This window comes from Cohnella cholangitidis (assembly GCF_014107495.1).
In the GTDB taxonomy this organism is placed as follows: domain Bacteria; phylum Bacillota; class Bacilli; order Paenibacillales; family Paenibacillaceae; genus Cohnella; species Cohnella cholangitidis.
In genome coordinates, this window is record NZ_CP041969.1 from 3,992,182 (window position 1) to 4,015,998 (window position 23,817).

Annotated in this window: 16 protein-coding genes; 15 read left to right on the forward strand and 1 reads right to left on the reverse strand. The window is 50.8% G+C overall.

Annotation, left to right across the window (positions count from 1 at the left end; translation table 11 throughout):
- Positions 1 to 96: 96 nt before the first annotated feature.
- Positions 97 to 1,020, reverse strand: coding sequence for a helix-turn-helix domain-containing protein (locus tag FPL14_RS18415; RefSeq protein WP_182299153.1), 924 nt, complete (start codon positions 1,018 to 1,020; stop codon positions 97 to 99).
- 450 nt (positions 1,021 to 1,470) lie between these two features.
- Between FPL14_RS18415 and FPL14_RS18420 the strand changes: the two genes are divergently transcribed.
- The 15 genes from FPL14_RS18420 (at position 1,471) to FPL14_RS18490 (ending at position 23,760) form a co-directional block, all read left to right on the forward strand.
- Positions 1,471 to 2,415 (forward strand): DoxX family membrane protein, encoded by a 945-nt coding sequence (locus FPL14_RS18420; RefSeq protein ID WP_182299154.1) that lies wholly within the window; start codon positions 1,471 to 1,473, stop codon positions 2,413 to 2,415.
- 71 nt (positions 2,416 to 2,486) lie between these two features.
- Positions 2,487 to 3,056 (forward strand): hypothetical protein, encoded by a 570-nt coding sequence (locus FPL14_RS18425; protein WP_182299155.1) that lies wholly within the window; start codon positions 2,487 to 2,489, stop codon positions 3,054 to 3,056.
- A gap of 59 nt (positions 3,057 to 3,115) precedes the next feature.
- The gene (locus tag FPL14_RS18430; protein ID WP_182299156.1) at positions 3,116 to 4,096 is read left to right on the forward strand and encodes an ABC transporter permease; all 981 of its coding nucleotides are present in this window, start codon (positions 3,116 to 3,118) and stop codon (positions 4,094 to 4,096) included.
- Between the two features lie 67 nt (positions 4,097 to 4,163).
- Positions 4,164 to 5,024, forward strand: coding sequence for a carbohydrate ABC transporter permease (locus tag FPL14_RS18435; protein ID WP_182304049.1), 861 nt, complete (start codon positions 4,164 to 4,166; stop codon positions 5,022 to 5,024).
- A 73-nt stretch (positions 5,025 to 5,097) separates the two neighbouring features.
- Positions 5,098 to 6,795: an extracellular solute-binding protein gene (locus tag FPL14_RS18440; protein ID WP_182299157.1), complete on the forward strand. Its 1,698-nt coding sequence runs from the start codon at positions 5,098 to 5,100 to the stop codon at positions 6,793 to 6,795.
- Between the two features lie 52 nt (positions 6,796 to 6,847).
- Positions 6,848 to 8,590 (forward strand): extracellular solute-binding protein, encoded by a 1,743-nt coding sequence (locus tag FPL14_RS18445; RefSeq protein WP_182299158.1) that lies wholly within the window; start codon positions 6,848 to 6,850, stop codon positions 8,588 to 8,590.
- A gap of 22 nt (positions 8,591 to 8,612) precedes the next feature.
- Positions 8,613 to 10,184 carry a response regulator gene (locus tag FPL14_RS18450; protein ID WP_182299159.1) on the forward strand — a complete coding sequence of 524 codons (1,572 nt, stop codon included), beginning with the start codon at positions 8,613 to 8,615 and terminating at the stop codon, positions 10,182 to 10,184.
- A 36-nt stretch (positions 10,185 to 10,220) separates the two neighbouring features.
- Positions 10,221 to 11,993: a sensor histidine kinase gene (locus FPL14_RS18455; protein WP_229263571.1), complete on the forward strand. Its 1,773-nt coding sequence runs from the start codon at positions 10,221 to 10,223 to the stop codon at positions 11,991 to 11,993.
- A 226-nt stretch (positions 11,994 to 12,219) separates the two neighbouring features.
- The gene (locus FPL14_RS18460; RefSeq protein WP_229263991.1) at positions 12,220 to 13,158 is read left to right on the forward strand and encodes an ABC transporter permease; all 939 of its coding nucleotides are present in this window, start codon (positions 12,220 to 12,222) and stop codon (positions 13,156 to 13,158) included.
- An 18-nt stretch (positions 13,159 to 13,176) separates the two neighbouring features.
- Positions 13,177 to 14,067 carry a carbohydrate ABC transporter permease gene (locus tag FPL14_RS18465; RefSeq protein ID WP_182299161.1) on the forward strand — a complete coding sequence of 297 codons (891 nt, stop codon included), beginning with the start codon at positions 13,177 to 13,179 and terminating at the stop codon, positions 14,065 to 14,067.
- Between the two features lie 61 nt (positions 14,068 to 14,128).
- Positions 14,129 to 15,829, forward strand: coding sequence for an extracellular solute-binding protein (locus FPL14_RS18470; RefSeq protein ID WP_182299162.1), 1,701 nt, complete (start codon positions 14,129 to 14,131; stop codon positions 15,827 to 15,829).
- Between the two features lie 117 nt (positions 15,830 to 15,946).
- On the forward strand, positions 15,947 to 17,860 hold the full coding sequence (locus FPL14_RS18475) for a sensor histidine kinase (RefSeq protein WP_182299163.1): 1,914 nt from the start codon (positions 15,947 to 15,949) through the stop codon (positions 17,858 to 17,860).
- The gene (locus FPL14_RS18480) at positions 17,835 to 19,394 is read left to right on the forward strand and encodes a response regulator (RefSeq protein ID WP_182299164.1); all 1,560 of its coding nucleotides are present in this window, start codon (positions 17,835 to 17,837) and stop codon (positions 19,392 to 19,394) included. Before FPL14_RS18475 ends, FPL14_RS18480 begins: the two co-directional genes overlap by 26 nt.
- A gap of 269 nt (positions 19,395 to 19,663) precedes the next feature.
- Positions 19,664 to 22,807 (forward strand): efflux RND transporter permease subunit, encoded by a 3,144-nt coding sequence (locus FPL14_RS18485; RefSeq protein ID WP_182299165.1) that lies wholly within the window; start codon positions 19,664 to 19,666, stop codon positions 22,805 to 22,807.
- A 50-nt stretch (positions 22,808 to 22,857) separates the two neighbouring features.
- Positions 22,858 to 23,760: a TetR/AcrR family transcriptional regulator gene (locus FPL14_RS18490; RefSeq protein ID WP_182299166.1), complete on the forward strand. Its 903-nt coding sequence runs from the start codon at positions 22,858 to 22,860 to the stop codon at positions 23,758 to 23,760.
- Positions 23,761 to 23,817 lie beyond the last annotated feature (57 nt).

A 23,817-nucleotide genomic window follows, 5' to 3' on the forward strand; every position in this document is an offset into this window, starting at 1 on the left:
CCGAAGGGTATAGCTAATCGTCAGCGATTAGGTGACAATCGACAATAGCAAAAGAGCCAGGAGCGACATGTCACCCCTGGCCCGGCTTCTATTCCGTTATTGAGGCATCCGGCAATATAAATTACGAAACTCCGCGGGAGAATAGCCCGAATGCTTGCGGAAGGTGCGAATGAAATGCGCGTTATCCCGCAGCCCTACCCGGTTCATCACTTCCTCGGACGGCAGCAGCGTGTTTCGGAGCATATATCCGGCCATCTGCATTCTAACGGAGTTCAGGTAGGACATGATGGACAATCCGGTCGATAGCTTGAATTGCTGGTTTAACGTCGTTTTGTTGGTATGGAAATGTTTGGTCAGATCTTCTATCTTGATCTTCTGTTTGTAGTTCATATGTAAATAAAGAATGACAGGACGCAATGCCTCTGCAGCAGCGCCCGGAATAGGCTGAATCATGGGCAATGCGTCGCTGTAAGGACGACGAAGCAAGGTTAGCAACTCCATAAGAATGGAACGGCTGCGGCACGGCCACTGTCCGTCCGGTTGCTCCGTCAGTTGCCGTCTCGTCTCATCGAGCAAATACTCGGCGTGCTTGGCGATCGAAGGATCTACCGGAACGATGTTCGGATTATAGCGATATTCCGTTACCTGCCTTTTGCGAAAGGGGTCGAGATACCATAGATCCTGGTTGTCGCGCACGGTGAATTCGGAGACGTCTTCCTGGGAGAGATCCAGCTTAAACCGATCGTTAACCAGATTAGGATGAAAGTAGATCGATCTTGATTTCATATAGGAATCGGCAAGAAGGACGATCGATTCCCGTTCATTCAAGCAAATAAAAGCCGGGCTAACGATCGGAAAGGCAATGCCGCCGACTTCGCATATTCCGGTACCTTCCATCACCAGCAAGAGATGATACCGTTCATGCAGCCCTAGATTGAGCTGATCGTCGTTGTCGTCGCGAATCCACATCGGGTGCGCGTATCCGGAATGATGATGCAATCCTACAGCGGACAATTGCATGGCCAAGCCCCCTTTACCTGGTCAACATATTGGACGACCCCCGCGGACGAGTCCGACGGGGGTCTTAATATTGAAGCGCAACCGCGCGATTCTTCCTGATTCACTTTCACGAAAACAACGATAGCCCTACCTCTCCATCGTTCTTGCGGCTCCGTGGCCGCGCCAGTGAGAATTCGTGTTTCCTTCCAGCAGCCGATTCTTTGATCTTAATAAGGAATGTGTGGTAAAACGGAGGAATATTACCCTTTAATATGAGGAAAATCTGAGGGTCACAACTTCTTTAAGATATTATTATAATTCTTCGGTTGGTAATTGTCAATAGATTGTCAAATTTTATGCATTGACCGGAGGAGCAAGGGAGCCTGATATCGAAAACTAATGAAGAAGTCATTTTGAACCGATGAACATGAAGAAGGATTTTCAATAATCATCAGAGCAGGTGTTAAGCCAATGGTTCAGTACATGCACGTCAAATGGTTCACGGATGTCGATCCGGTCAAGGAAGCGTTGGAGAACGTTCTGTCTCCCGTGTTTATGGGTACGGCGATAGCCGTCGCTCTGTTGCTCGCGATACTTACCCAATTGCTCCCTTCGATTATGAAGCTTTCCGCGCTAGGGAAATTGGATCGGCAAGTGGAGCGCTTGCGTCCGAAGTCGTTCTATATTTTGCAGTACGGTACCGCGATTGCATTGCTGTGGTCGTTGCTGGAGGGCAGCTTGTTCGCGCCCGAATTCGGCCAACCTCAGCAGGAGATCAAGATTGCCGTATACGCGACGATCGTCTTATTGCTCATTCCGCACCATATCTCCCTAAAGGCGGCAGCTCTGATTATTTTCGGATTGTACGTCTATGACGTAGGCGAGTACGGATTGTTCCATATGCTTGACTATGGGTTTTATTTGGCGATTGCCGCCGCGCTCGCCTTCTATAGGACCGCGTTCGAGAAGTGGTCGTTTCCGTTGCTTTATTTGGGTACGGGTTTATCGCTCTGTTGGGTAGCGGTGGAAAAATGGATTTATCCGGCCATGAGTCTCGATATCGTGGAGAACCATCATGTGCCGACGTTCGGATTCGACCCGGGCGTGTTCATCGTATTGGCGGCGTTCATCGAATTCGTGGTCGGATACTTGCTCGTCGTCGGAATATTGAACCGTCTGCTGTCTATCGTTCTTACGCTGATCTTCATTATGACGACAATGCTGTTCGGTTACGTGGAGATCGTCGGCCATTTTATGATCCATGTCATTCTTCTGCTGTTTATTATCGAAGGCGTGAGCTTCTATAAACCTCCCGTCGACATGCACAAGACGAAGCTCGACCGGATCGTTTTCGTAGCGCTCAATTTCTTGCTCGTGCTCGCTACCTTCTTGTTGATCTACTACCGGTTCGCCTAAAAATCGTTGCCGCATGGCGTGCATCGGGATAACCTCGCCGTTATACAATAGGTAATAAAGGAGGAATTCCCATGCAGCAATTCGCGGTTGTGGTCAAAGAGATCCGGAAGTTTCTGGCCTCGTTCCAGATCGTAACGTTTTTGTTGCCGTTCCACCTCTATATTTTATTCGGCGGTCTCGGCGTCCTGTTTGTGGAAGAGATTCTGTACCGCAACGTGTCATATTCCAACTATGACGTTCTGAACACGCTGTTCAACGACATTCCGCTGCATATTATCGCGTATTACGGAACTTTCGTAGGGCTCTGGCTGACGCTGATCTCGAAGGACGTCAAGTACTTGCCTTACGGGCTATGGGGATATGCGTTCCTCGCATTGTTCCCGTTCGAAGGATTAAGTCTGTTCGATATCGTAAGGGCGCCATATATGCATACGGCGGATACTTGCTGTTCCGTTTCAGTTCCAGCTCGTCGAGTAAATCGGATAACCGAACTCTTAAAGTCTGATAATTTCAAAGCCGAATATCGATTAGATCGCCTTACGTTGGGCGGTCTTTTTTTTGCGTTCTCGACAATCGGCCCAAATGCGAAGTTTGTTACCCTATCGTGGGAATGTATAAACAATCGGTACTCTGTTATATAGTTTCGCCGTATTCCAGGGGATAGAATGAAATACAAGAACAATCATTATGGGGGATGAGCATGTCGCAAGCAACGACGAAGCAGCAGTATGCAGCGATGCCGCCAAAGCAAGGCATGGTTAGCAAAAAAGGCTTCTTCCACAGACTGTTCAAGCAATTGGACGTTCAACTGATGGTTTGGCCGGGGGTCTTGTTGGTCTTTGTATTTTCCTATATCCCCATGTACGGCGTGTTAACCGCATTCATGGACTATAACGTGTTTACCGGATCGAATATCTTCGACAATCCATGGGTGGGGTTCAAACATTTCGAGAAGTTCTTTAACGCTCCGGAGTTCGACACGATCTTGAGAAATACGATTGTCGTCAGCTTGTTGAAGTTCCTAATCGGGTTTCCCGCACCGATCATTCTTGCGCTTATGCTGAATGAAGTGCGTCACATGATGTTTAAGCGGTTCGTACAGACGATTACATATCTTCCTCACTTCATGTCTTGGGTTATCGTAGGCGGATTGGTCATCTCCTTGCTCTCGACCGAGAATGGAAGCGTCAACATTTTGCTGGAGAGCGTAGGTGCGGTTGACGAGCCGCTCAACTTCTTGTCCATGAAAGAATACTTCTGGGGAATTCTCATAACGACGAACGTTTGGAAGGAAATCGGCTTCAACTCCATCGTCTATCTTGCGGCGATCGCGGCGGTGGATCCGCACATGTATGAAGCGGCAGACATCGACGGCGCAAGCAAATTCAAGCAAATCTACCTCATTACGTTGCCTACGATTATGCCGGTCATTACGATCTTCATGATTCTTGCAATGGGTAACTTCCTGAATGCGGGCTTCGAAGATATTTTGATCCTTGCCCAGAATCCGTCGCTGAGACCGGTCTCGGATGTCATTGATACCTATGTTTACCGAGTCGGGCTGCAGAATCAGAAATACTCGTACGCCGTTGCCGTCGGGTTGTTCAAAGCGCTCGTGAGCATCTCGCTTCTGACGATAGCCAACTATCTGGCTCGAAGATCCGGAAACAGCCTATGGTAAATCTCGACATCATACAGGGGGGCGAAAAAAGTTGAGTTTTAAGCGGTTAGGCTTCGGCGATCGATTTATGATATTGAGCATATACGCGTTCCTGATTATATTGTCTTTCTCCGCGTTATATCCGTTCTGGAACGGATTGGTCATCTCGTTCAATGAAGGTTTGGATACGTCGAAGGGCGGCGTAACGTTCTGGCCGAGAGCGTTCACTCTGGAAAATTACGAAATCGTATTAAGCGATAAGAACCTGCTAAACGCGTTCTTCATTTCCGTAAGCCGTACGGTAATCGGTACGATTACCGCCACCTTCATGACGGCGCTTATGGCGTATGGCTTAACGAAAAATGATTTGATAGGGAAAAAGTTCTACACCGTATTTCTACTCTTCACTTTGTATTTCGGCGGCGGTCTCATCCCGACGTTCCTATTAATTAAATCGTTAGGCCTGATGAACAATTTCTTGGTTTTCATTATCCCGGGGCTGGTCAGCGTTTGGAATATGATCGTATTCCGTACTTTCTTCAAGAGTCTGCCCGCAGGATTGGAAGAGTCGGCGCAAATCGACGGCTGCGGCAATTGGGGGACATTCTTCAAGATCGTCCTTCCGCTCTCGGGTCCGATTATCGCGACGTTAGGACTATTCACGGCCATTGCCCACTGGAACGACTGGTTTCTGCCTACGATCTATATATTCGATGAAAATCTGATGCCGATCCAGAGCGTGTTGAGGCGGATTCTTAACGCTAACCTCATTCAGGATTCGGGAATCGTGAGCGCGGAGACGGCCCAAAGGCTCGCGAAGAAGAGCTTAACCTCCAAAGCGCTAATCAACGCGACGATTATGGTCGTTACGTTGCCGATCATGCTCGTATATCCTTTCGTGCAGAAGTATTTCGTGAAGGGCGTACTGGTAGGGTCTTTGAAAGAGTAGAAGGTTTCCCATCGGTTTGGAGCGTGCAACGCTTTAGACATATAAGATTAGTCAAGAGAGGGGTAAAATCTGTATGAAGAAAGTTAGAAAGCCGTTACTGCTAGTCGTATCGGCGGTATTGCTTCTTGCAACCGTGCTAGCCGGCTGCAGCAGTTCGAATAACGGCAACAATGCGGCATCTCCTTCCGCGAGCAGCCCGGCTTCGTCGCCTGCAAGCAGCGCAAGCGGCGAGGAAACGCCTGCCGCGGCAGGATGGGTTTTAGGTTCGGAGCCTCTAGAATTTTCCGCATATGCCCATTATGGCTGGCTGGATTTCCCGGCCGATATGGCGTCAGTTCCATTATGGAAGTACTTGAAAGAAAACAAACAGGTTAATATCAAAGCTATTCAAGCAAAAGGCAACCACGCCCAATTGATGGCGACGATGATGGCCGACAAGCTTCCCGATCTTATCTATACGGATCGCGAACACCCGGATCTCGACAGGCTCTATAACAATGGCAAACTCGTCGCGTTCGACGACTACTTGGATAAATATCCTAACCTGAAAAAATACCTTGATAACAAATATGTGGATATGCTGCGTTCGCCGGACGGCAAGCTTTACAAATTCCCGAACTGGTACACGGACAAACCGACGAGCACGTCCGGTTATGTCGTGAATAAGAAGATCTACGAAGAGCTAGGTAAACCTAAGCTCGAAACGACCGACGATCTGTACGCATACCTCGTGCAAGTCAAACAAAAATACGGGGACGAAATCGTTCCGTTCGAGCCGGACCGCACGCAGGACGGCCAAGGAATCGGCGTATTGTACGCGGCATTCAAAGAAGGCGCGCTGTACCAGTCGCTTGCAGCCGCATTGTTGGCTACGGTGGACGGAGATAAGCTGACTTCCATTTTCGCGGATCCGGCATTCCATGAATCGCAAAAATTCGTATCGAAATTGTATCGCGAGAAATTGATTTCCCAAGACATGTTCACGCAAGACAGAGGTAAAGTATTGGAGAAACTGCTAGCAGGCCGCGTAGCCGTCTATGCAGGATCCAGCCCTACGACTTACGCGTCGCAAGGACATTATGAATTGATCAAATCCGATCCGAACGCAGGTTATTTCATGATCTGGCCGCTCGTAAAACCGGGTCTCGATAAGACAAAAGTATACGCCGGCGGTTGGGATGCTCTCGGATGGAACGTTAGCGTTATTACGACGGAAGCCAAAGATCCCGAGAAGATCTTCGCGTTCTTGGATTGGTTGACCGGACCGGAAGGCATGACGATTCAATTCTACGGTCCGGAAGGCAAGAACTGGCAAGGTTTCGACGGGGAAGGATATCCGATCTTTACGGATGCGTATGACGCTACCGAAGTAGCGGATATTCAAACGAAGAACGATCCGGTCATGATCGCGGGCAATAGTTCTTATATCGATAAAGCGAAGATGAAATACGAAGGCACGTTGCCTCCCGAGAAGCAAAACTGGCAGGCGCGTTGGCAGAACGAGATTACTTGGCCGTCGTCCAACGAAATCACCGAATTCAGAACGGGACTCGAGCCGACTGCGGATGAAGAATTGGGCGATATCAGACAAAACATGCTCGACCTGTTCCTGCAAACTCTGTCCGAATCCGCGACGGCCAAGAGCGACGAGGAAGTCGACAAAATTCTTAACGCGGCCAACGAAAAAGCGATGGATCTAGGTTACCAGAAGCTTCTGGATTGGCGTACGGAGAAGTGGCAAGCGAACAGAAAGACGCTTGGACTTCAATAAAAGATAAAGGCATGCGAGCTATCCCAAGGGATCCATCCGGATCTCTTGGGATATGTCTGCATTTTTTTGCTTCTATTCTCTAAATAGGGGGCGCAACGTATTGAGACAAAAAAGAGAATGGATCGTGCGGGTCGTTTCGGTATTGGTTGCCATGTCTATTCTAGCAGCTTGCAACGGCGAGGCCAGCCGTCCGGCCGCCTCGTATTCTTCGGCCGAGCCCGAAGCGGAAGAGAGCTTCGTTAGCGCCGGTCGCGAAGGCAAATTATTCGAATTCGGGGCAGAACCGCTCGATATTACCTTCTATGCGCATTATAGCAACTACAAAATGCCGCAATGGGGCGCCGATCCTTCGTCGAAATGGATTCAGGATCACATGAAAATCAATATACAAGCGGTTAGCGCGGAAGGCAACGGCGCGCAGAAGCTTCAGAAGATGATCGCCGGCAAGCAGTTGCCCGACCTGATATGGGGGCAACGCGATTCCGACCTGGAAAGGCTGCGGGAAGCGGGCTTGCTTGTTCCCCTTGATGAGTACATCGAGAAATATCCGAATCTTAAGCGCTGGGCAGGGGACAAAATACTAAATTTGCTTCGCGCCCCCGACGATAAAATCTATTTTTTTCCGAATTACTATACGGATAAACCGCACGGCAACGCGGGATACGTGGTGAATAAAAGGATTTATAAGGAGCTTGGCTCGCCGAAGCTGGAAACGACCGACGACCTGTACGATTATTTGAAGCGGGTCAAGAGCAAGTTCCCCGGCGTCGTGCCGTTCGAGACCGGCCTTGCGAACGAAGGGCATGGCATCGATCAGTTGTTCTCGGCGTTTAAGGAAAACAACTTCAGCTTTACGAGCAATTACGCGGTCACTTCGGGAGATCGGATGGTATCGATCTACAAGGACGAAGGCTTCAGGGAATCCGCGAAATACGTGGCGAAATTGATGCGGGAAGGTCTCATGACGCAGAATGCCTTGACTCAGACCGCGGACCAAGTGAGCGAGAAGCTGAGTCAGGGGCTCGTAGCGGTATACGCTTCCGCGGATCCTATCAAGATGGCGATGCCGGCCGATGCCGAAATGTCGAAGAACAATCCCGACGACGGTTACTTCTTCATCGAGCCGATCTACAAGAAAGGATTGGACAAAAGCAAAATCTATCCGGGCACTTACAATTTATTGGGATGGAACGTCACGGCGATCACGACGAGCGCCCAGAATCCGGAAGCGATCTTCGCGATGCTCGATTGGATGACCGGCCCGGAAGGCTCGTCCGTGCAAATGTGGGGGCCTCCGGGGCCGGACGGGTATTGGGACGGTTTCAAGGAAGACGGGATAACCCCGAGATTCACGGCGAAATACGCCGAGGATCCGGAGGGACTGGCCAGGATTCAATCGGTTTCGGGGGATTTGATCTGGGTGGGCAACACTGCGTTCCTGGACCAAACAAAGAGCGATTACGAAGCGACGTTGCCGGAAGACAAACGCAACTGGTCCACGTATTGGCAGCATAAGGTTACTTGGAAGTCGCAGGGGGATGCGACGCCGTTCATGAACCTCCATCCGATGCCGGATACCGAGGAAGGAATCATTCACCGCCGGATCAAGGATATTTGGTTGGAGGCCAGGGCGGACGCGATGTTCGGAACGAGCGATCAAGAGGTAATCGACATCTTGGATGAAGCGCACGACAAATCCATGGAAGTAGGTTTTCAACGGTATCTTGATTACATTACCGCGAAATGGCATGCGAACTTGAAAACCCTGAACGAAGGGACCGCCCCACAACCTTAACTACTCGGATGGAGGATGCGCTATGTATAAGGTGCTGCTGGTTGACGATGAAGAGCTTGATCTGGAAGGGATGCGGCAGTTTATTCCGTGGAAAGAGCTTGGGATGGAAGTGATGGGAGCCGCCAACAATGCGCTCACCGCCAGCGAGATGATGGCGCGGTGGCCGATCGACATTCTCGTGAGCGACGTGAACATGCCCTATATGTCGGGATTGGATTTGGCCCGCTCCGCGCTTGAACGTTCCCCGAACTTACGCGTGATCTTCGTGAGCGGTTACCAGGAGTTCAGCTACGTAAGGCAGGCATTGTCATTGAAAGCTTATAACTACGTGTTGAAACCGATGGAAGACAACGAGCTTGTCGCCACTCTGGTCAAGGTAAAGCAAGATTTGGACGAGGCGAACAAGCAGCGCGAAGTCGAGGAATCCTATCAGCAAATGATCCCCATCGCGAAGAGCGATTTGTTGATTCGGTTGCTGGAAGGAGAGGCGGGGGAGGACGGCGACTCCCGGTCGAGGCTGTTCGCGTCCCACGGCTTGGATCGGTTAAACTGGCCGCTCCGGGTGGCTATAATGGAGATCGACAAATGGACTTGGGAGTACGAAGACGCACAGCGATCCCAGTTGGAAATTTCGCGAGTGTTCCTGCAGCAGGTGCATGAGGCCGTTGAGGGGGAGATCCCTTATTGCAAGCTGAGCAATCAGAGGATTGCGTTGCTATTGGAGGAGGCCGGACTGGAACAAGCGGCGCGGAAGCTCTACGCTTCGATCGGGAAGCAATTGACGGTGTCCGTAACGACCGGCTTGGGCAATCCCGTGCATGACCTGGAGCAGCTGCATTCCTCCTATCAACAAGCGATCAAAGCGGTCGAAGGCAAAATGTTCTTGGGCAAAGGGACCTTGATCAAGTACGAGGAAGTGCAACGGGACCCTGAGATGTTGGACGCCCGCATGCTGGACGCGAGGATGGAAGCATTGCTCAAAGCGATGACGGAATACGACCTGGTGCGGGTCTATGACGAACTCGAGAATCTGTTCCAATCGGCGGCAAGCTTGCGGTCTAGATTTACGGTGCACAATCTGGCGATCTATATCGTATGGAAGCTGGAACAGCATCTTAACTCGATGGATGAAGATTTGTTCAAGCTGCTCGATATCGAGCTGCACAATCTCGACATCGTGTTGCAGTTCGATACGATCAACGATATTCGCTCTTGGCTCGTCCATCGCGTATACGAAATCTCGGAGCGCCTGCACGAGAAGTCCAATACGACGTCGAGCAAGTTCATGAGAAGCGTTATGAAAATGATGAAGGAACGGATGAGCGAGAACATTACGATGAAGGACTTCGCGAAACATTTTCCTTTCTCGCCCAGCTATTTCGGATTTCTCATCAAGGAAAAGTCGGGCCATACGTTTAACGAATTGCTCGTTCAACTTCGCATGGAGCGGGCATGCGAGCTGCTTAAAGTGCCGGGAATCAAAATTTACGAGGTGGCCGATCAGGTCGGCTATCGCTATCTTCCGTATTTCAGCAGGCAGTTCAAAGAGAAGATCGGGATGACGCCGCTCGAATACCGCAAAAAGGAGCTATAAAGAAGCCTATCTCAGCAGCAATAGTGGAGGTCATCGATGAAGCTGATTCCGGAAAGCGGCAGAAAGCTAAAATATATCCCGATCGGATACAAGCTCATGCTTTCTTATATGATTTTTATCATCATTCTCGTATCCGTTAACGGTTACGTTACGAATTCGATGTACAATAATTCGATCCGCAAGCAATCCCGAACGAACATTCAAGCGACGATTACGCAAATCAAGGACAATATAACCTACAAGACGGACGATATGACCCGGATTTCATCCTTGCTCTACGACGACTATAATCTCGTGCAGAACTTGAAATCGTTGGAGACGGGAAGGGAACAATTTTACCGAATGACGCAGATTATTAAACCGAAGCTGGACAGCGCATCCAAGTCGATAGGCTTTAGCCAGCGGCTCAGCGTCTATTTCCATAACGAATCCGTAGATGAAATCTATCAAACGAGAACGGAAGGGGAGGATGATCTTATTCAGCAAACCTTCGATATCTACCATATGAAACGAATAGTCGAAGAAGACTGGTATAAGGATTATCCCGAGGAACGATATAGCGTTACGATGCAGTGGAAGCAGGTGGAGGAAGACATGGACGAGAATCGAATCTCCTTGATCCGGCGCATCGTGGACACGAGCAACCCGCTGCATCTTCAAGAGCTGGGCATGATGAGATTCAGCGTTCGATTGAAGGATCTGTTCGAGAGCGTCGACTTCTCGAAAGTAGGCGAGGGCAGCCTGATTTCCGTGAAGGATAAAGAAGGCAAGGAAATCTATTCCTCCGGCATGCCGATCCTAAATCCTGACGAATCGAACAATTCCGAGAGCCCCTACATCACGATCGAGGAAAAGCTGGGAAGGCAGGAATGGACGATCGTCGCCCATGTCCCCGTCATGATTATCGAGCAGGAAGCCCGGAAGGTCAGGACTTTTATCATCGGCGTGTGCGTCGTTTGCTTCATCTTGTTTACGTTCGCCGGCATTTTCATGTCCCGTTATTTTTCCATCCGGATTACGAAGTTCGTATCGGTGTTGAACGCGTTCCGGGAAGGCAATCTGCACAAGAGAATCTCTTACAAAGGAAAAGACGAATTCTCGCAGATCGCTACCGCCCTCAACGGAATGGGCGAGGATGTCGAAGCGCTCATCAATAAAGTGTATTTAACGCAGCTGCAGAAGAAGGAAGCGGAGCTGGAAATGCTCCAGTTGCAAATCAATCCTCATTTTCTGTACAACACGTTATCTTCCATTAACCGATTGGCGAAGTTCGGGGAGAACGAGAAGCTGCAGAAAATGGTCGTGCAGTTGGGCAAATTTTATCGGCTGACGTTAAATTCGGGCCGTACGCTCATTCCGATCTCGTCCGAAATCGAGCAGTCTAACGCCTATCTGGATATTCAGAAGGTTAAGTACGGGCAGCGGATGGAAGTGTCGTACGACATCGACGTGAACATATGGCCTTACGAAACGATCAAGCTGATCTTGCAGCCGTTCATCGAGAACGTCCTCAAGCACGCTTGGTGGGGCGATCGAATTCATCTTCGGATCGTTGCGCGGTTGGAAGGGGACGACATTCTCTATCGCATTATCGACGACGGCATGGGGATGCCGCAGAAGAGAATTCGGGAGATTCTCGCTCCGTCGGACGAGAACGAGAACGGTTACGGCATTCGTAACATCGACGAGCGTATCAAGCTGCAATACGGTACGGAGTACGGAGTGTCGATCGTGAGCAGACCCGGCATAGGAACGTCCGTGCAAATTCGAATTCCGGCCAAGAAACGCAAGCTTTATCTCAAAGAGTAGAATTGCGAATCAACGAAGTTTTCCATTCTCCTAACGATAGGGAACGGGAGGCTTCTTTTTTTTCGGTCGGAATCGAGGTTCACCTGAAAAAATGCAACCCCAAACGAAATTTGGAGCCTTACGCACGAATGCGGGCACTGAGTATACTTATCAATATGAAAAGGCTTACAAGTTGTTGCGAGGAGGGGTGGCCGGAATGGAATCGAATGCGGGAATAGATCGCCCGATGCATAAGCCAATGAACAAAATGAGAGGGAGGACTAGTCTGTTTCGTAAATTATACGGCCAGCGATACCTCCAGGTCATGGCTTTGCTCGGAGTCGCGTGGATGATCTTGTTCCATTACATCCCGATGTACGGGATTATCCTTGCGTTCAAGGAATACATCGGAATCGGGGAGATTTCGAAAGTTCCTTGGGCAGGATGGAGCCATTTCAAGGCGATATTCGAAGACGACATGATGGGACAGGTTATCAAGAATACGTTGGGCATCAGTTTGTTGAAGTTGATTATCGGATTCCCTATTCCGATCATATTCGCTCTATTCCTGAACGAGCTTCGTTCCATGAGGTTCAACCGGATCGTCCAGACGATTTCGTACCTTCCCCACTTTCTGTCTTGGGTTATTCTTGGAGGGATACTGACGGCGTGGCTGTCCGACGTGGGAATCGTGAACGACGTCTTAATGGGGCTAGGTATCATTAGCGAACCGATCTATTACTTAGGAGAACCCGGATATTTTTGGACGATCGTCATTTCGTCGGACATCTGGAAAGAGTTCGGGTGGTCGGCCATCATTTATATCGCCGCCATCGCCAGCATCTCGCCGGAGCTCTACGAAGCCGCGACGATCGACGGGGCAGGGCGTTTCCAACGAATGTGGTACGTGACGCTTCCTTGTCTCAAAGGCACGATCTCGATTTTGTTCATTCTGGCCGTCAGCGGCATCTTGAATTCCAATTTCGATCAGATCTTGGTGTTGAAAAACCAAGTCAACGAAAGCGCCAGCAGCGTAATCGACATTTACGTGTACGAGGTCGGGATCAAGCAAGGACGCTTCTCCTACTCGACCGCGGTCGGGTTGGTTAAAGGGCTTATCGCGCTCTTCCTGCTGTTGCTTGCAAACTCCGTAACGAAGCGGATGAACCAATCTTCCCTATTCTAGCAAAGGCGGTGAACGGCCATGTGGGCGAAAGACCGCAGAACCCGCGGCGACGTTATATTCGACAATCTTAATATCATCGCGATGCTGTTGATTTGTTTTGCCACCTTGTATCCGATCTGGTATGTGTTAGTCAACTCGTTTAACGACGGGAAGGATGCAATGACCGGCGGCAATATTTACTGGATTCCTCGGCAGTTCAGCCTGGAAAATTACACGACCGTCTTCGATAATGCCGGGATTATGACGGCGATGGGCGTTACGGTGGCGAAGACGTTAATCGGAACCGTCATCCATGTGTTCTTCACGGCGATGGTCGCTTACGCCTTATCCCGCAAGGAACTGATCTTCCGTAACGTCTACATGATCATCGGGACGATCACCTTATTTTTCAGCGGGGGCTTGATTCCAACCTATCTCTGGTTTCGCGATCTCGGCTTGCTGGATACTTTCGGGGTCTATATCTATCCGGCGATGTTCAGCTTCTTCGATCTCATCATTTTCCTGGCGTTCTTCCGCGAAATTCCGGAAGGCCTGGAGGAGGCGGCCAAGATCGACGGCGCTAACGACTTCACGATCTTCGTCCGGATCGTCTTGCCGGTATCCTTGCCGGTCGTAGCCACGATCGCGTTGTTCCATGGCGTGTGGCAATGGAACGATTATTTTACGGGACTTCTCTATACGAACAACGATAAGTTGCAGCCGATTCAGACGTTCTTATATCGAATAATCGCCCAATCCAGTTCCAATCAGATAGTCGGAGCGACTGGCGGAGCGATCAACCGGACGGTAACGTCTCAATCGATCAAGCTCGCGACGATGGTCATCACGACGTTGCCGATCGTTCTGGCCTATCCGTTCCTGCAGAAATATTTCGTCAAAGGGCTCATGATCGGCTCGCTCAAAGGCTAGCTATTCAAGAGGTTTCACTTTCCCCGAAAGGGAACTTATTATATAAAACAGTTAAAGGGGTATGACAATGAAAAAGTGGTTAAGCGTAGCGATTATCGCCGCACTCATGCTTTCTATCGTCGCTTGTTCCGGCGGCAACAACGAACCGGCCGCAAGCAGCCAGAGCGCGTCGAGCGAACCTCCCGCAGCTAGCTCCAGCGCGAGCGCTAGCGAGAAGCCGGGAGCGGACGAACCGGGCTGGAAGGCGGACACTTCTCCGATTACTTTCGACTGGTATCTCAACTTCGCTTGGTTCCCGAACAAATGGGGCGTCGACCCGACTTCCCAGTATATTACGAAGAAAACAGGCGTCAACTTGAACCTCATCGTTCCGGCGGGCAACGAGAACGAAAAGCTGAACGCGATGATCGCGGCCAATCAGCTGCCTGACTTTATTACGCTCGGCTGGTGGGAAGAAGGCGTCAAGAAGATGGTCGAGGGCGGACTCGTGGAGTCTCTGACCGACTTGGCCGACCAGTACGATCCGTATTTCTTTAAGGTTGCCGACCCTGCGAAATTATCGTGGTACGCTCAACCGGACGGCAAAACGTACGTATACCCGAACGCTTCTTCCTCGCCGAAAGATTTTCAACAATACGGTACCCAGTTTACGTCGAACCAAACGTTCGTCGTTCGCAAGGATATGTACGAAGCGATCGGCAAGCCGGACATGCGGACTCCTGAAGGTTTCTTGAACGCCCTGAAGCTGGCGAAGGAGAAATTCCCGGAAGTGAACGGTCAGCCGCTCATTCCGATCGGCTTCCATGAATTCGGCGACGTGGGCAACTATTCGTTCTACGACGTCCAGCAGGACTCCTCGTACCTGTCGCATTATCTTGCGCTTCCGAGGGAGAAAGAAGGCAAGTTGTATGACCGTCTAACCGATCCGGAGTTCGTCACTTGGCTCAAAACATTCCGCCAAGCGAACCAAGACGGCTTGATCTCCAAAGACGTGTTCGTCGACAAACGCGCGCAAATGGAAGAGAAGATCGCCCAAGGCCGTTACTTCGCGATGCTGTACCAACGGACGGACTTCGCGGCGCAGCAAAACGTACTGTTCGCCAAAGATCCGAATTCGGTGTACATCGCGGTTGACGGACCGGCGAATTCGAAGCTGGAACCGCCGCAATTAGCCGGACCTGCCATTTCCGGATGGACGGTAACCTTGATCTCCAAGAACGTGAAAGACAAAGAGCGCGCGATCAAGTTCCTGAGCTATTTGCTTAGCGAAGAAGGCCAGAAAGACATGTATCTCGGAGAGAAGGGCGTCTCCTATGACACGATCGACGGCAAAGACCAGTTCAAGCCGGAAGTACACAATCTGATGAACACGGATCGCTCCGCGTTCGATAAGAAATACGGCGCTTCCCATACGTTCTGGATGCTCATGGATACGAACATGCAGCTGCAATGGCAACCGCCTTCCGTAGAGCCTTTCAAGCAACTGGAAGACTGGACCAAAGGGAAAACGACGAGCTTCTCCCAATACGATCTGATTAATCCGCCGGCGACTTCCAAGGAAGGCATTAACGCGACGAAGATCGGCAACGAGTGGGGCAAGGTGCTGCCGAAGCTGCTCTTGGCCAAGTCGGACGGGGATTTCGATCAAATCTTCAAGGAGTTTATCGAAAAACGCGACAAGACGGGATTCGCGGAACTGCAGGCTTACCGTCAAACAAAATACGAAGAGAACGTCAAGAAATTGGCGGAATTCATGAAGTAAGAGCGAAGGCAAGTCCAAAAAACCCAGAACGCCTGGGTTTTTTGGGCTTTTCCCGCGTTAAATATCACAAGCGCGTGATAGAATAGGGACACGACCGCCGCGAAAGAGATGTGACGCATGATGCCGCGCTACTGGAAGAACAAACGGGAGAAAATCAAGTTCCGGCTGGAGCAGCTGACTCTGCAGAAGAGGCTCGTCATCGCCTATATTCTCATCATGCTGGTTCCGAGCTTGCTGATCTCGATGTATATTTTCCGCGGACTGACGGGCAACACGGTTCAGGAGCTGCAGAAGAACAACGAGTACGCGTTGGAGATCGAGCAGATTAATATTAAAAACAACATGGAAACGATGAAACGGGCCGCCCAGCGGGCTATCGTCGATCAGAAGGTCGTCGATTATTTAATGCAGCCAAGCCTGATGAGCGTATCGGATTTAATCGAATTGGACCGCCTCAGCTTGCAGAACATCGTAAGGATTCAGTTCAACAATCCCAATATCGAACTCATTCGTATTTTCATGAGCAATTCTTCGACGAACGAGATGTCCCCCGTCCTCTTGCACGAAAGTCGGATTCGAAACGCTCCCTGGTATTTGCCCGTAATGGAAGCCGAACAGACGGACGTATGGGTATTCAGCCGATCGACGAGAGAGCTCTTCAAAAGCCGTTCCGAAGGGCAAGAGGATAAGCGGCCGAGAATCTCCCTGTACCGCGAGCTTCAGTATCCTCAAGGTACTCACGTCGGCATTCTGCAGGTAGATATGTTTCTGACGAACTTCTTTCCGAATACGTTCAGCGCCTTGCAGGACGATCAATCCCAATTGGTAGTCATCGACCGGAAAGGCAACTTCTTCCGCAATTCCGCGAACGGTTTCTTGGATCGTTCCGGATTGACCGACGAGATTTTGCAACGGCAGATCGCCGCCATCGAACCATCCGAGACGAACAAGGGCAGCTTCGAATTCAATGTAGCAGGTTTGCCCTTCCTGGCCGTCTATTCTTATATCGAACCTCTCGATTCCTATATGATGAAAGTAGCATCGCTGAAGCCCGTATACGATGGAATTAACGAAACGCGTAATCGTATCATACTAGCCAATGTAATTTTGCTGATCATTTTGACGGTGTCTACTTATTATCTGAACTCTTTTATTCTGAAAAAATTGCACGTGCTGACGGACTCGATGAAAAAAATGCGTCAAGGAGACTTCGGCTTCGACATCAATATCCGCGGAGGGGGAGAGGTCGGCGACCTGGCCCACCATTTCCGCAAGATGCTGCGCAAGATCAACGAGCTGATCGCCGATGCGGTCAAGAAACAGGCGGCGGCCAAGGAGGCCGAGCTGGCCACGCTGAAGAACCAGATCGATTCTCATTTCCTCTACAATACGTTGGAAAACATTAAAATGATGGCGGAAATCAACGATCAGCGGAATATTTCGGACGCGCTCACCTCCTTGGGCAGCATGATGCGCTACAACATGCGCTGGACGAGCGAATACGTGCGCTTGAAAGACGAGTTGACCCATATCGGGCATTACGTCAATATCGCCAATATCCGCTTCGACGATAGAATGAAGCTCGTGACGAACGTTCCCGGCGCTTACGTGAACCAGGAGCTTCTTAAGATGTCGCTTCAGCCCGTCGTCGAGAATTCCGTTAAGCACGGGCTAGGGGACGGAGAACTGAAGATCGTGATCCATGCGGAGATCGAGGAAGACGCGATGCTGATCTCCGTTACCGACGACGGAGTGGGGATGACGTCCTACCAGGTGCAGGAGTTGAACGAGCGAATCGCGCGATCGGACAGATTAACCGCTGCCGGAGACGATCAGGGCTACGCCGGTAGTAACGGAACAGGCATTGGATTGGTCAACGTTCATAGCCGAATCCAAATGCATTTCGGCAGAGAGTACGGGCTGAAGGTGGAGAGCGAGAAGGGAAGCTATACGCGGGTGACGATTCGGATTCCGCATTTTATTCTGGACGGGGGGAACTCCTCATATGAGAACGCTGCTGATCGTCGATGACGAACGAAATATTCGAAACGGCTTGAAAGCGATGATCGAGCGGGAATTTCCCGGAGCATACCGCGTCGAATTGGCGGCCGACGGCAAGCAGGCTCTTGAACTGCACGAGCAGGACCCGGCGGATATCGTTCTGACGGACATTCGGATGCCGGTCATGGACGGCATCGCTTTAATCAAAGAGCTGGCGGGATCGCATGACGGACCTGCCTTGCTGATCTTAAGCGGTTTCGATGATTTTCAATACGCCAAGGAAGCGATTAAGCACAAAGTGAAGGAGTACTTGCTTAAGCCGATCGTGCGGGACGATTTGTTCGCGGCGCTTGGCAGAATCGAATCCGAGCTTGCTCAACGGGAAGCGATTCACGACAAACTGGAGGCGACGGATAAATACCGTAAAGGCATGCAGGTCAATACTCTCCAGCATATCTGGGCAAGGGCCGGCATCGGCGAGCGGGAAGTGGAGGCGTTAGGCGCGGAAGCGGGGCTGCGGAAATTCGAGCCGGCTTATTATATCGGAATATTGGATTCTCCGGGCAATCAACGCAATCTGATCAAAAGCAATGAGTATTTATCGAGGCGCGATCAACTAGGGTCCTTCCTCTCGATGGAGGACAAGGACGGGCGGCTAGTCGTATTGACCTCGCAGTTGGAAATTCTGCAGGGGCTGGCGGATAGCTTGGCTTCGGCATCCGGCGGAACCGGAACGTTCGCTACGGGGATCAGCGGCAAAGGCGAAGCCGTCGGGCAGCTCCGGATGAAGTACGAAGAGGCTCGGCATGCGCTTAAATATCGGATTTTGCTGAGCAGATCGGAATCGGCCCTGATTCATTATGAACGGCTTGACGTAAGAGATCCCTCGTACCGGGTTTCCGAAGATACGATCCGTAAGCTGGCCAATATGCTTGGAACGGACAGGGATAAGGAGATGAAAGCGCTCCTTATGGAACTGTTCGCGGCGAAGGCGCTATGCGAGGCGGATATCGGCTACTTCGAAGCCCTTAGCCAGGCGCTTAACGAGAAAGTGTTCGATCAAGTATTCCATACGTACGGGGAAGCCTCCGTAGAAATCATTAAGATGTATAAGCTGGCCGGAAACTTGTATAATTTTACGCACATCCAGGATTATATCCACTGCGTTCAGAATCTTCTGTTCGCTTTGAACGACTATATCCGCCATTTGAGATCTATCCACGTCGACCAGAAAGATATGGCCAAGGCAGTGGAATATATCCAAGCCAATTATGCGAAGGATCTTAGCATGACTATGGTGTCCAACTACGTCTCGCTTAACTATTCGTATTTCAGCCAAGCCTTCAAGGATTTCGTAGGAACAACCTTCGTCAATTACTTGAAAACCTTGCGAATCGAGAAAGCGAAGGAGCTTCTGGAAACTACCGAGCTCAAGGTGCTTGAAATCGGAGACAGGGTCGGATTTGAGAATACGAAGCATTTCAACCGGGTATTCAAAGAGATGCAGGGAGTTACGCCGCTGGAATACCGGCAGAACAGGATCGAACGCCCGAAGGGACGATAAGCGAATAAAAGCAAGCCGATTCGAAGGCCCTACAGGCGTTGTTCCCGTAGGGTCTTTTGGCGATGGTCAACTAATAAACGGGGAAAGGGAGAATCTAAAGGGGGGAGAATGAAAATCTAACCAAAGATGGCGTGAGAAATACTGAATTGACCGGCTGTTCAATAGATAATTCCTTGAATAATAAGACTGTTAACATTTTCGCCATTTGACTTTCGAACGGTCGTTCGATAAGCTTGGCATCAGAGATATCTAGAGGAGGAGTTGGAGAAATGAGGAGCGTTATCGGTTTTTCTTTGAAGAATAAATTCGCCTTGTGGATGATTACGATTATCGTGATCGTGGCGGGGTTGTACTCCGGTATGACCATGAAGCAAGAGAGCTTGCCGAATCTTAACTTGCCATTCCTAAGCGTGACCACGGTTTCGCCGGGTTCCGCGCCGGATGCCGTCGTTAAGCAAATTACCGAGCCGTTGGAAAAGCGGCTTACGAACGTCGAAGGGGTTAAGAATATCACTTCGACTTCCATGGAGAACGTATCTTCGATCTTCGTCGAATACGATTTCGGCCAAAACATGGACACGGCCGTAGCCCAACTAAGGGAAGCGGCGGCGGAAGTCGCGCTTCCGGAAGGAGTCGTAGCGCCGGATATTTCCAAGTTCTCCTTTAACTCTTTCCCGGTTATATCGTTAAGCGCATCCGGGCAAGGGAGCTTGGAAAATTTGACGAAGACCGTAACCGACGAAATTCAGCCGGTGCTGGAAGGGATTCCGGGAGTCGCTTCGGTACAGATCGCCGGGCAGTACGTCCAAGAAGTGACGTTGAAATTCGATCAAGCCAAGCTGGCGGAGCTAGGCCTTAGCGAAGATACCGTAAAAGGGATCATCCAAGGTTCGGCGTTAAAGGTTCCGCTAGGACTGTTCCAGTTGGACGAAACGCAAAAAACGGTTGTCGTCGATGGACGAATCACGACGATCGACGATCTGAAAAAGCTCGCGATCCCGGTCGTTCCATCGGCCGCTGCGCCTAACATGGCTGCCCCTAACGCAGCCGCTCCTACCGCGGCGGCACCCGAAACGGGCGCCGTCAACCATGCCGCACCGGGTACTGGGGGCTTGCCAACCGTTCAATTAGGGGATATAGCCGAAATTAAGTTGCTTGGCAAAGCCGAGTCCATCTCGCGCACGAACGGCGCCGAGTCCGTCGGAATCCAGATCGTCAAAGCGAACGATGCGAATACGGTAGACGTCGTTAACGACGTCAAAGCCGAAGCGGACAAGCTGAAAGAAAAATTCGGCGATCTGAAGCTCGACGTTCTGCTCGATCAAGGCAAACCGATCGAGGAATCCGTCGAGACGATGTTCAGCAAGGCGTTATTCGGAGCATTGTTCGCCGTTGTCGTCATCTTGCTGTTCTTAAGAAATATTCGTACGACGCTGATCTCCATCGTCTCGATTCCATTATCGCTCATTATCGCGGTTCTTTTCTTGAAGCAGTTCGACGTTACCCTGAATATCATGACGCTCGGAGCGATGACCGTCGCGATCGGGCGGGTTGTCGATGACTCGATTGTCGTCATAGAGAATATTTACCGCCGAATGTCGCTGGCGGGCGAGAAACTGAAGGGCAGCGAACTCGTGCTGGAAGCGACGCGCGAGATGTTCCTTCCGATCATGTCGTCTACGATCGTCACGATTGCCGTTTTCCTGCCGCTTGGACTCGTGAGCGGGATGGTCGGCCAGATTTTCCTTCCGTTCGCGTTAACGATCGTCTTTGCTTTGCTGGCTTCCTTGATCGTGGCGATTACGGTAGTGCCGATGTTGGCTCATCAGATGTTCAAAAAGGGAATTAAAGCAGGCCAATCCCACGATCATGAAGAGAGACCGGGGCGCATGGCCAACGGCTATCGCCGGTTGCTTACGTCCGCTTTGAATCATAAGATTATTACGTTAGTTATCGCATTCGCTCTATTAGTGGGCAGTTTGTTCCTCGTCCCTCTTATCGGAGCAAGCTTCTTGCCGGAACAAGAGGACAAATATACGATGGTGACCTACTCTCCCGATCCGGGCGACAGCATCGAGGATGTAGAGGAACGCGCATTGATCGCAGAGAAATACATTCTGGAGCAATCGGATATCACGAACCTGCAATATTCCGTCGGCGGCTCGAACCCGCTCCAGCCGGGCCCATCGAAGTCGGGATTGTTCTTCGTACAATATGAGCACGATACGAAAGATTTCGCGGACAAGAAGGAAGCCTTAATCGAAGGGCTGAGCAAGGCCGTACCTATCGGTCAATGGACCGAGATGGATATGTCCGGCGGTCTTGGAGGAAGCAGCTTCAGTATTAGCGTCTTCGGGGAAACTTTGGAGGACATTGCTCCGGTCGCCGATGAGATCGCCGAGCTAATGAAGGCCGACGATTCTTTCGAGAAAGTCGATACAAGCCTGTCCAAGACCTATGATCAGTACACGATCGTTGCCGACCAGGCGAAGCTAAGCCAATACGGGCTGACAGCAGGGCAGATCGCGATGGCCCTAAGTCCGCAACGCGTTCGTCCGGTTATTACGCAGGTCGAGGAGCAAGGCAAAACTTATAACGTGTACGTAGATGTCGATAAAGCGGAGTTTAAGAGCGTTAACGATATATTGGATTCCAAGCTTCAATCTCCGTTGGGCGTCGCCGTGCCGATCCGTGACGTAGCCCAAGTCGAAGAAGGAACTTCTCCGAATTCGATCGCAAGGCAGGAAGGCAAAATGGTCGTCAACGTTACGGGAGAGATTACGAAGTCCGACGTTGCGAAAGTATCGAGCGACTTGCAAGCGAAAGTAGATAAATTGGAAAAGCCGGCTACCGTGGAAGTGAAATTCGGCGGCGTCACCGAGCAGATTAACGAAACGTTTACGCAGCTCGGCCTTGCGATGGCGGCGGCGATCGCGATCGTCTATCTCGTTCTCGTCCTGGCTTTCGGAGGCGGACTAGCTCCGTTCGCGATTATGTTCTCCTTGCCGTTCGCAATAATCGGCGGACTCGTCGCATTGTATCTGACCGGAGAAACATTAAGCGTATCGGCGCTAATGGGAGCGCTGATGCTGATCGGTATCGTCGTCACGAACGCGATCGTTCTTATCGACCGTGTCATTCACAAGGAAAAAGAAGGCTTATCGACGCGCGAAGCCTTGATCGAAGCGGGCGGCGTCCGTCTGCGTCCGATCTTGATGACCGCACTCGCTACGATCGGAGCGCTCTTGCCGCTTGCGTTCGGCTTCGAAAGCGCGGGCATTATTTCCAAAGGGCTCGGAGTAACGGTCATCGGCGGTCTCATCAGCTCGACGTTGCTCACCTTGCTCATCGTGCCGATTATTTACGAAATCCTGATGAAAATCAAACGCAAATCGAGGAATTCGGCCGCTTGATCGCGGGAAGACGCGAACGAGGGGACTTGAAGCAGGAGGTGTAACGGGTCTTGCAGGATAAGAAAAAGCAGATTCTCGAAGCGGCGATTCATTGCTTTGCCCGCAAAGGATTCAACGCGACAACGATACAGGAAATCGTCGATGAGCTTGGCATGGCCAAAGGTTCCATCTACTTTTACTTCAAGTCCAAGGACGATCTTCTGATATCGGTGATCGAGTATTATAGCCAAATGCTGTTCGAGCGGATGGAGGGGCTCCCCGACGAGGCCGGGCTCCCTCCCCGCGAGAAGCTTGAGCTTCAATGGGAGAGGCAGTTCCGGTTTATCCGCGAGCATCTGGATTTCATGATGACGCTGATTAAGGAGCCGATTACCGGATTGCATCCGCACATCCAAGGAATGATGATTCGCCTTCGGGCCAGATCGCAAGTATGGAACGTCTCGCACCTTCTGGCGATATACGGCAGCCCGGTCGAAAACTACCTCGCGGATGCGTCCGCTTTAATGTCCGGAATCGTCGCGCAATACTTGGAAGCTATCATGTTCGAAAAAAAGAGCTTCGACGACGCTCAATTAAGCCGATTCTTGCTGCGGCGGTTGGACGACCTGATAGCCGGGATGATTCAGGCGGGGGAACCTCAGATTTTGCCGCCGATGAATCTGGACCATCTACGAACATTAGCGGGATTGACTCCGGCGATCAGCAATTCCAATACGGTTCTTATCCAAGAGATCATGGACCGGATCGTCGGTTCGGAATCCCCGCGGGACGAATCCGTCCAGAGGGACATGATGGCCGCGTTGGCGCTGTTGAAAGACGAGATCGTCAAACCGGCGCACAAAAACCATCTCATTATCCGGGCCATGCTCGCTTTGCTCAAGCAACATGCATCGGATGAACTGATGGAGCCGTTGCTTCGTTTGGAGCAGAGCCTATTAGAAAATCCAATATAAAGTTCTTCTAAAGTTTTCCTCTCCCGCGACAATTCGATTGCCAAGTTGTGTATAGTA

Bases quoted from the DNA above. Each gene is read 5' to 3' on its own strand.
- FPL14_RS18420 (WP_182299154.1), top strand. From the start codon at position 1,471: ATGGTTCAGTACATGCACGTCAAATGGTTCACGGATGTCGATCCGGTC.
- FPL14_RS18425 (WP_182299155.1), top strand. From the start codon at position 2,487: ATGCAGCAATTCGCGGTTGTGGTCAAAGAGATCCGGAAGTTTCTGGCC.
- FPL14_RS18470 (WP_182299162.1), top strand. From the start codon at position 14,129: ATGACAATGAAAAAGTGGTTAAGCGTAGCGATTATCGCCGCACTCATG.
- FPL14_RS18455 (WP_229263571.1), top strand. From the start codon at position 10,221: ATGAAGCTGATTCCGGAAAGCGGCAGAAAGCTAAAATATATCCCGATC.
- FPL14_RS18430 (WP_182299156.1), top strand. From the start codon at position 3,116: ATGTCGCAAGCAACGACGAAGCAGCAGTATGCAGCGATGCCGCCAAAG.
- FPL14_RS18480 (WP_182299164.1), top strand. From the start codon at position 17,835: ATGAGAACGCTGCTGATCGTCGATGACGAACGAAATATTCGAAACGGC.
- FPL14_RS18445 (WP_182299158.1), top strand. From the start codon at position 6,848: ATGTCTGCATTTTTTTGCTTCTATTCTCTAAATAGGGGGCGCAACGTA.
- FPL14_RS18440 (WP_182299157.1), top strand. From the start codon at position 5,098: ATGAAGAAAGTTAGAAAGCCGTTACTGCTAGTCGTATCGGCGGTATTG.
- FPL14_RS18450 (WP_182299159.1), top strand. From the start codon at position 8,613: ATGTATAAGGTGCTGCTGGTTGACGATGAAGAGCTTGATCTGGAAGGG.
- FPL14_RS18435 (WP_182304049.1), top strand. From the start codon at position 4,164: ATGATATTGAGCATATACGCGTTCCTGATTATATTGTCTTTCTCCGCG.
- FPL14_RS18485 (WP_182299165.1), top strand. From the start codon at position 19,664: ATGAGGAGCGTTATCGGTTTTTCTTTGAAGAATAAATTCGCCTTGTGG.
- FPL14_RS18460 (WP_229263991.1), top strand. From the start codon at position 12,220: ATGCATAAGCCAATGAACAAAATGAGAGGGAGGACTAGTCTGTTTCGT.
- FPL14_RS18465 (WP_182299161.1), top strand. From the start codon at position 13,177: ATGTGGGCGAAAGACCGCAGAACCCGCGGCGACGTTATATTCGACAAT.
- FPL14_RS18415 (WP_182299153.1), bottom strand. From the start codon at position 1,020: ATGCAATTGTCCGCTGTAGGATTGCATCATCATTCCGGATACGCGCAC.
- FPL14_RS18475 (WP_182299163.1), top strand. From the start codon at position 15,947: ATGATGCCGCGCTACTGGAAGAACAAACGGGAGAAAATCAAGTTCCGG.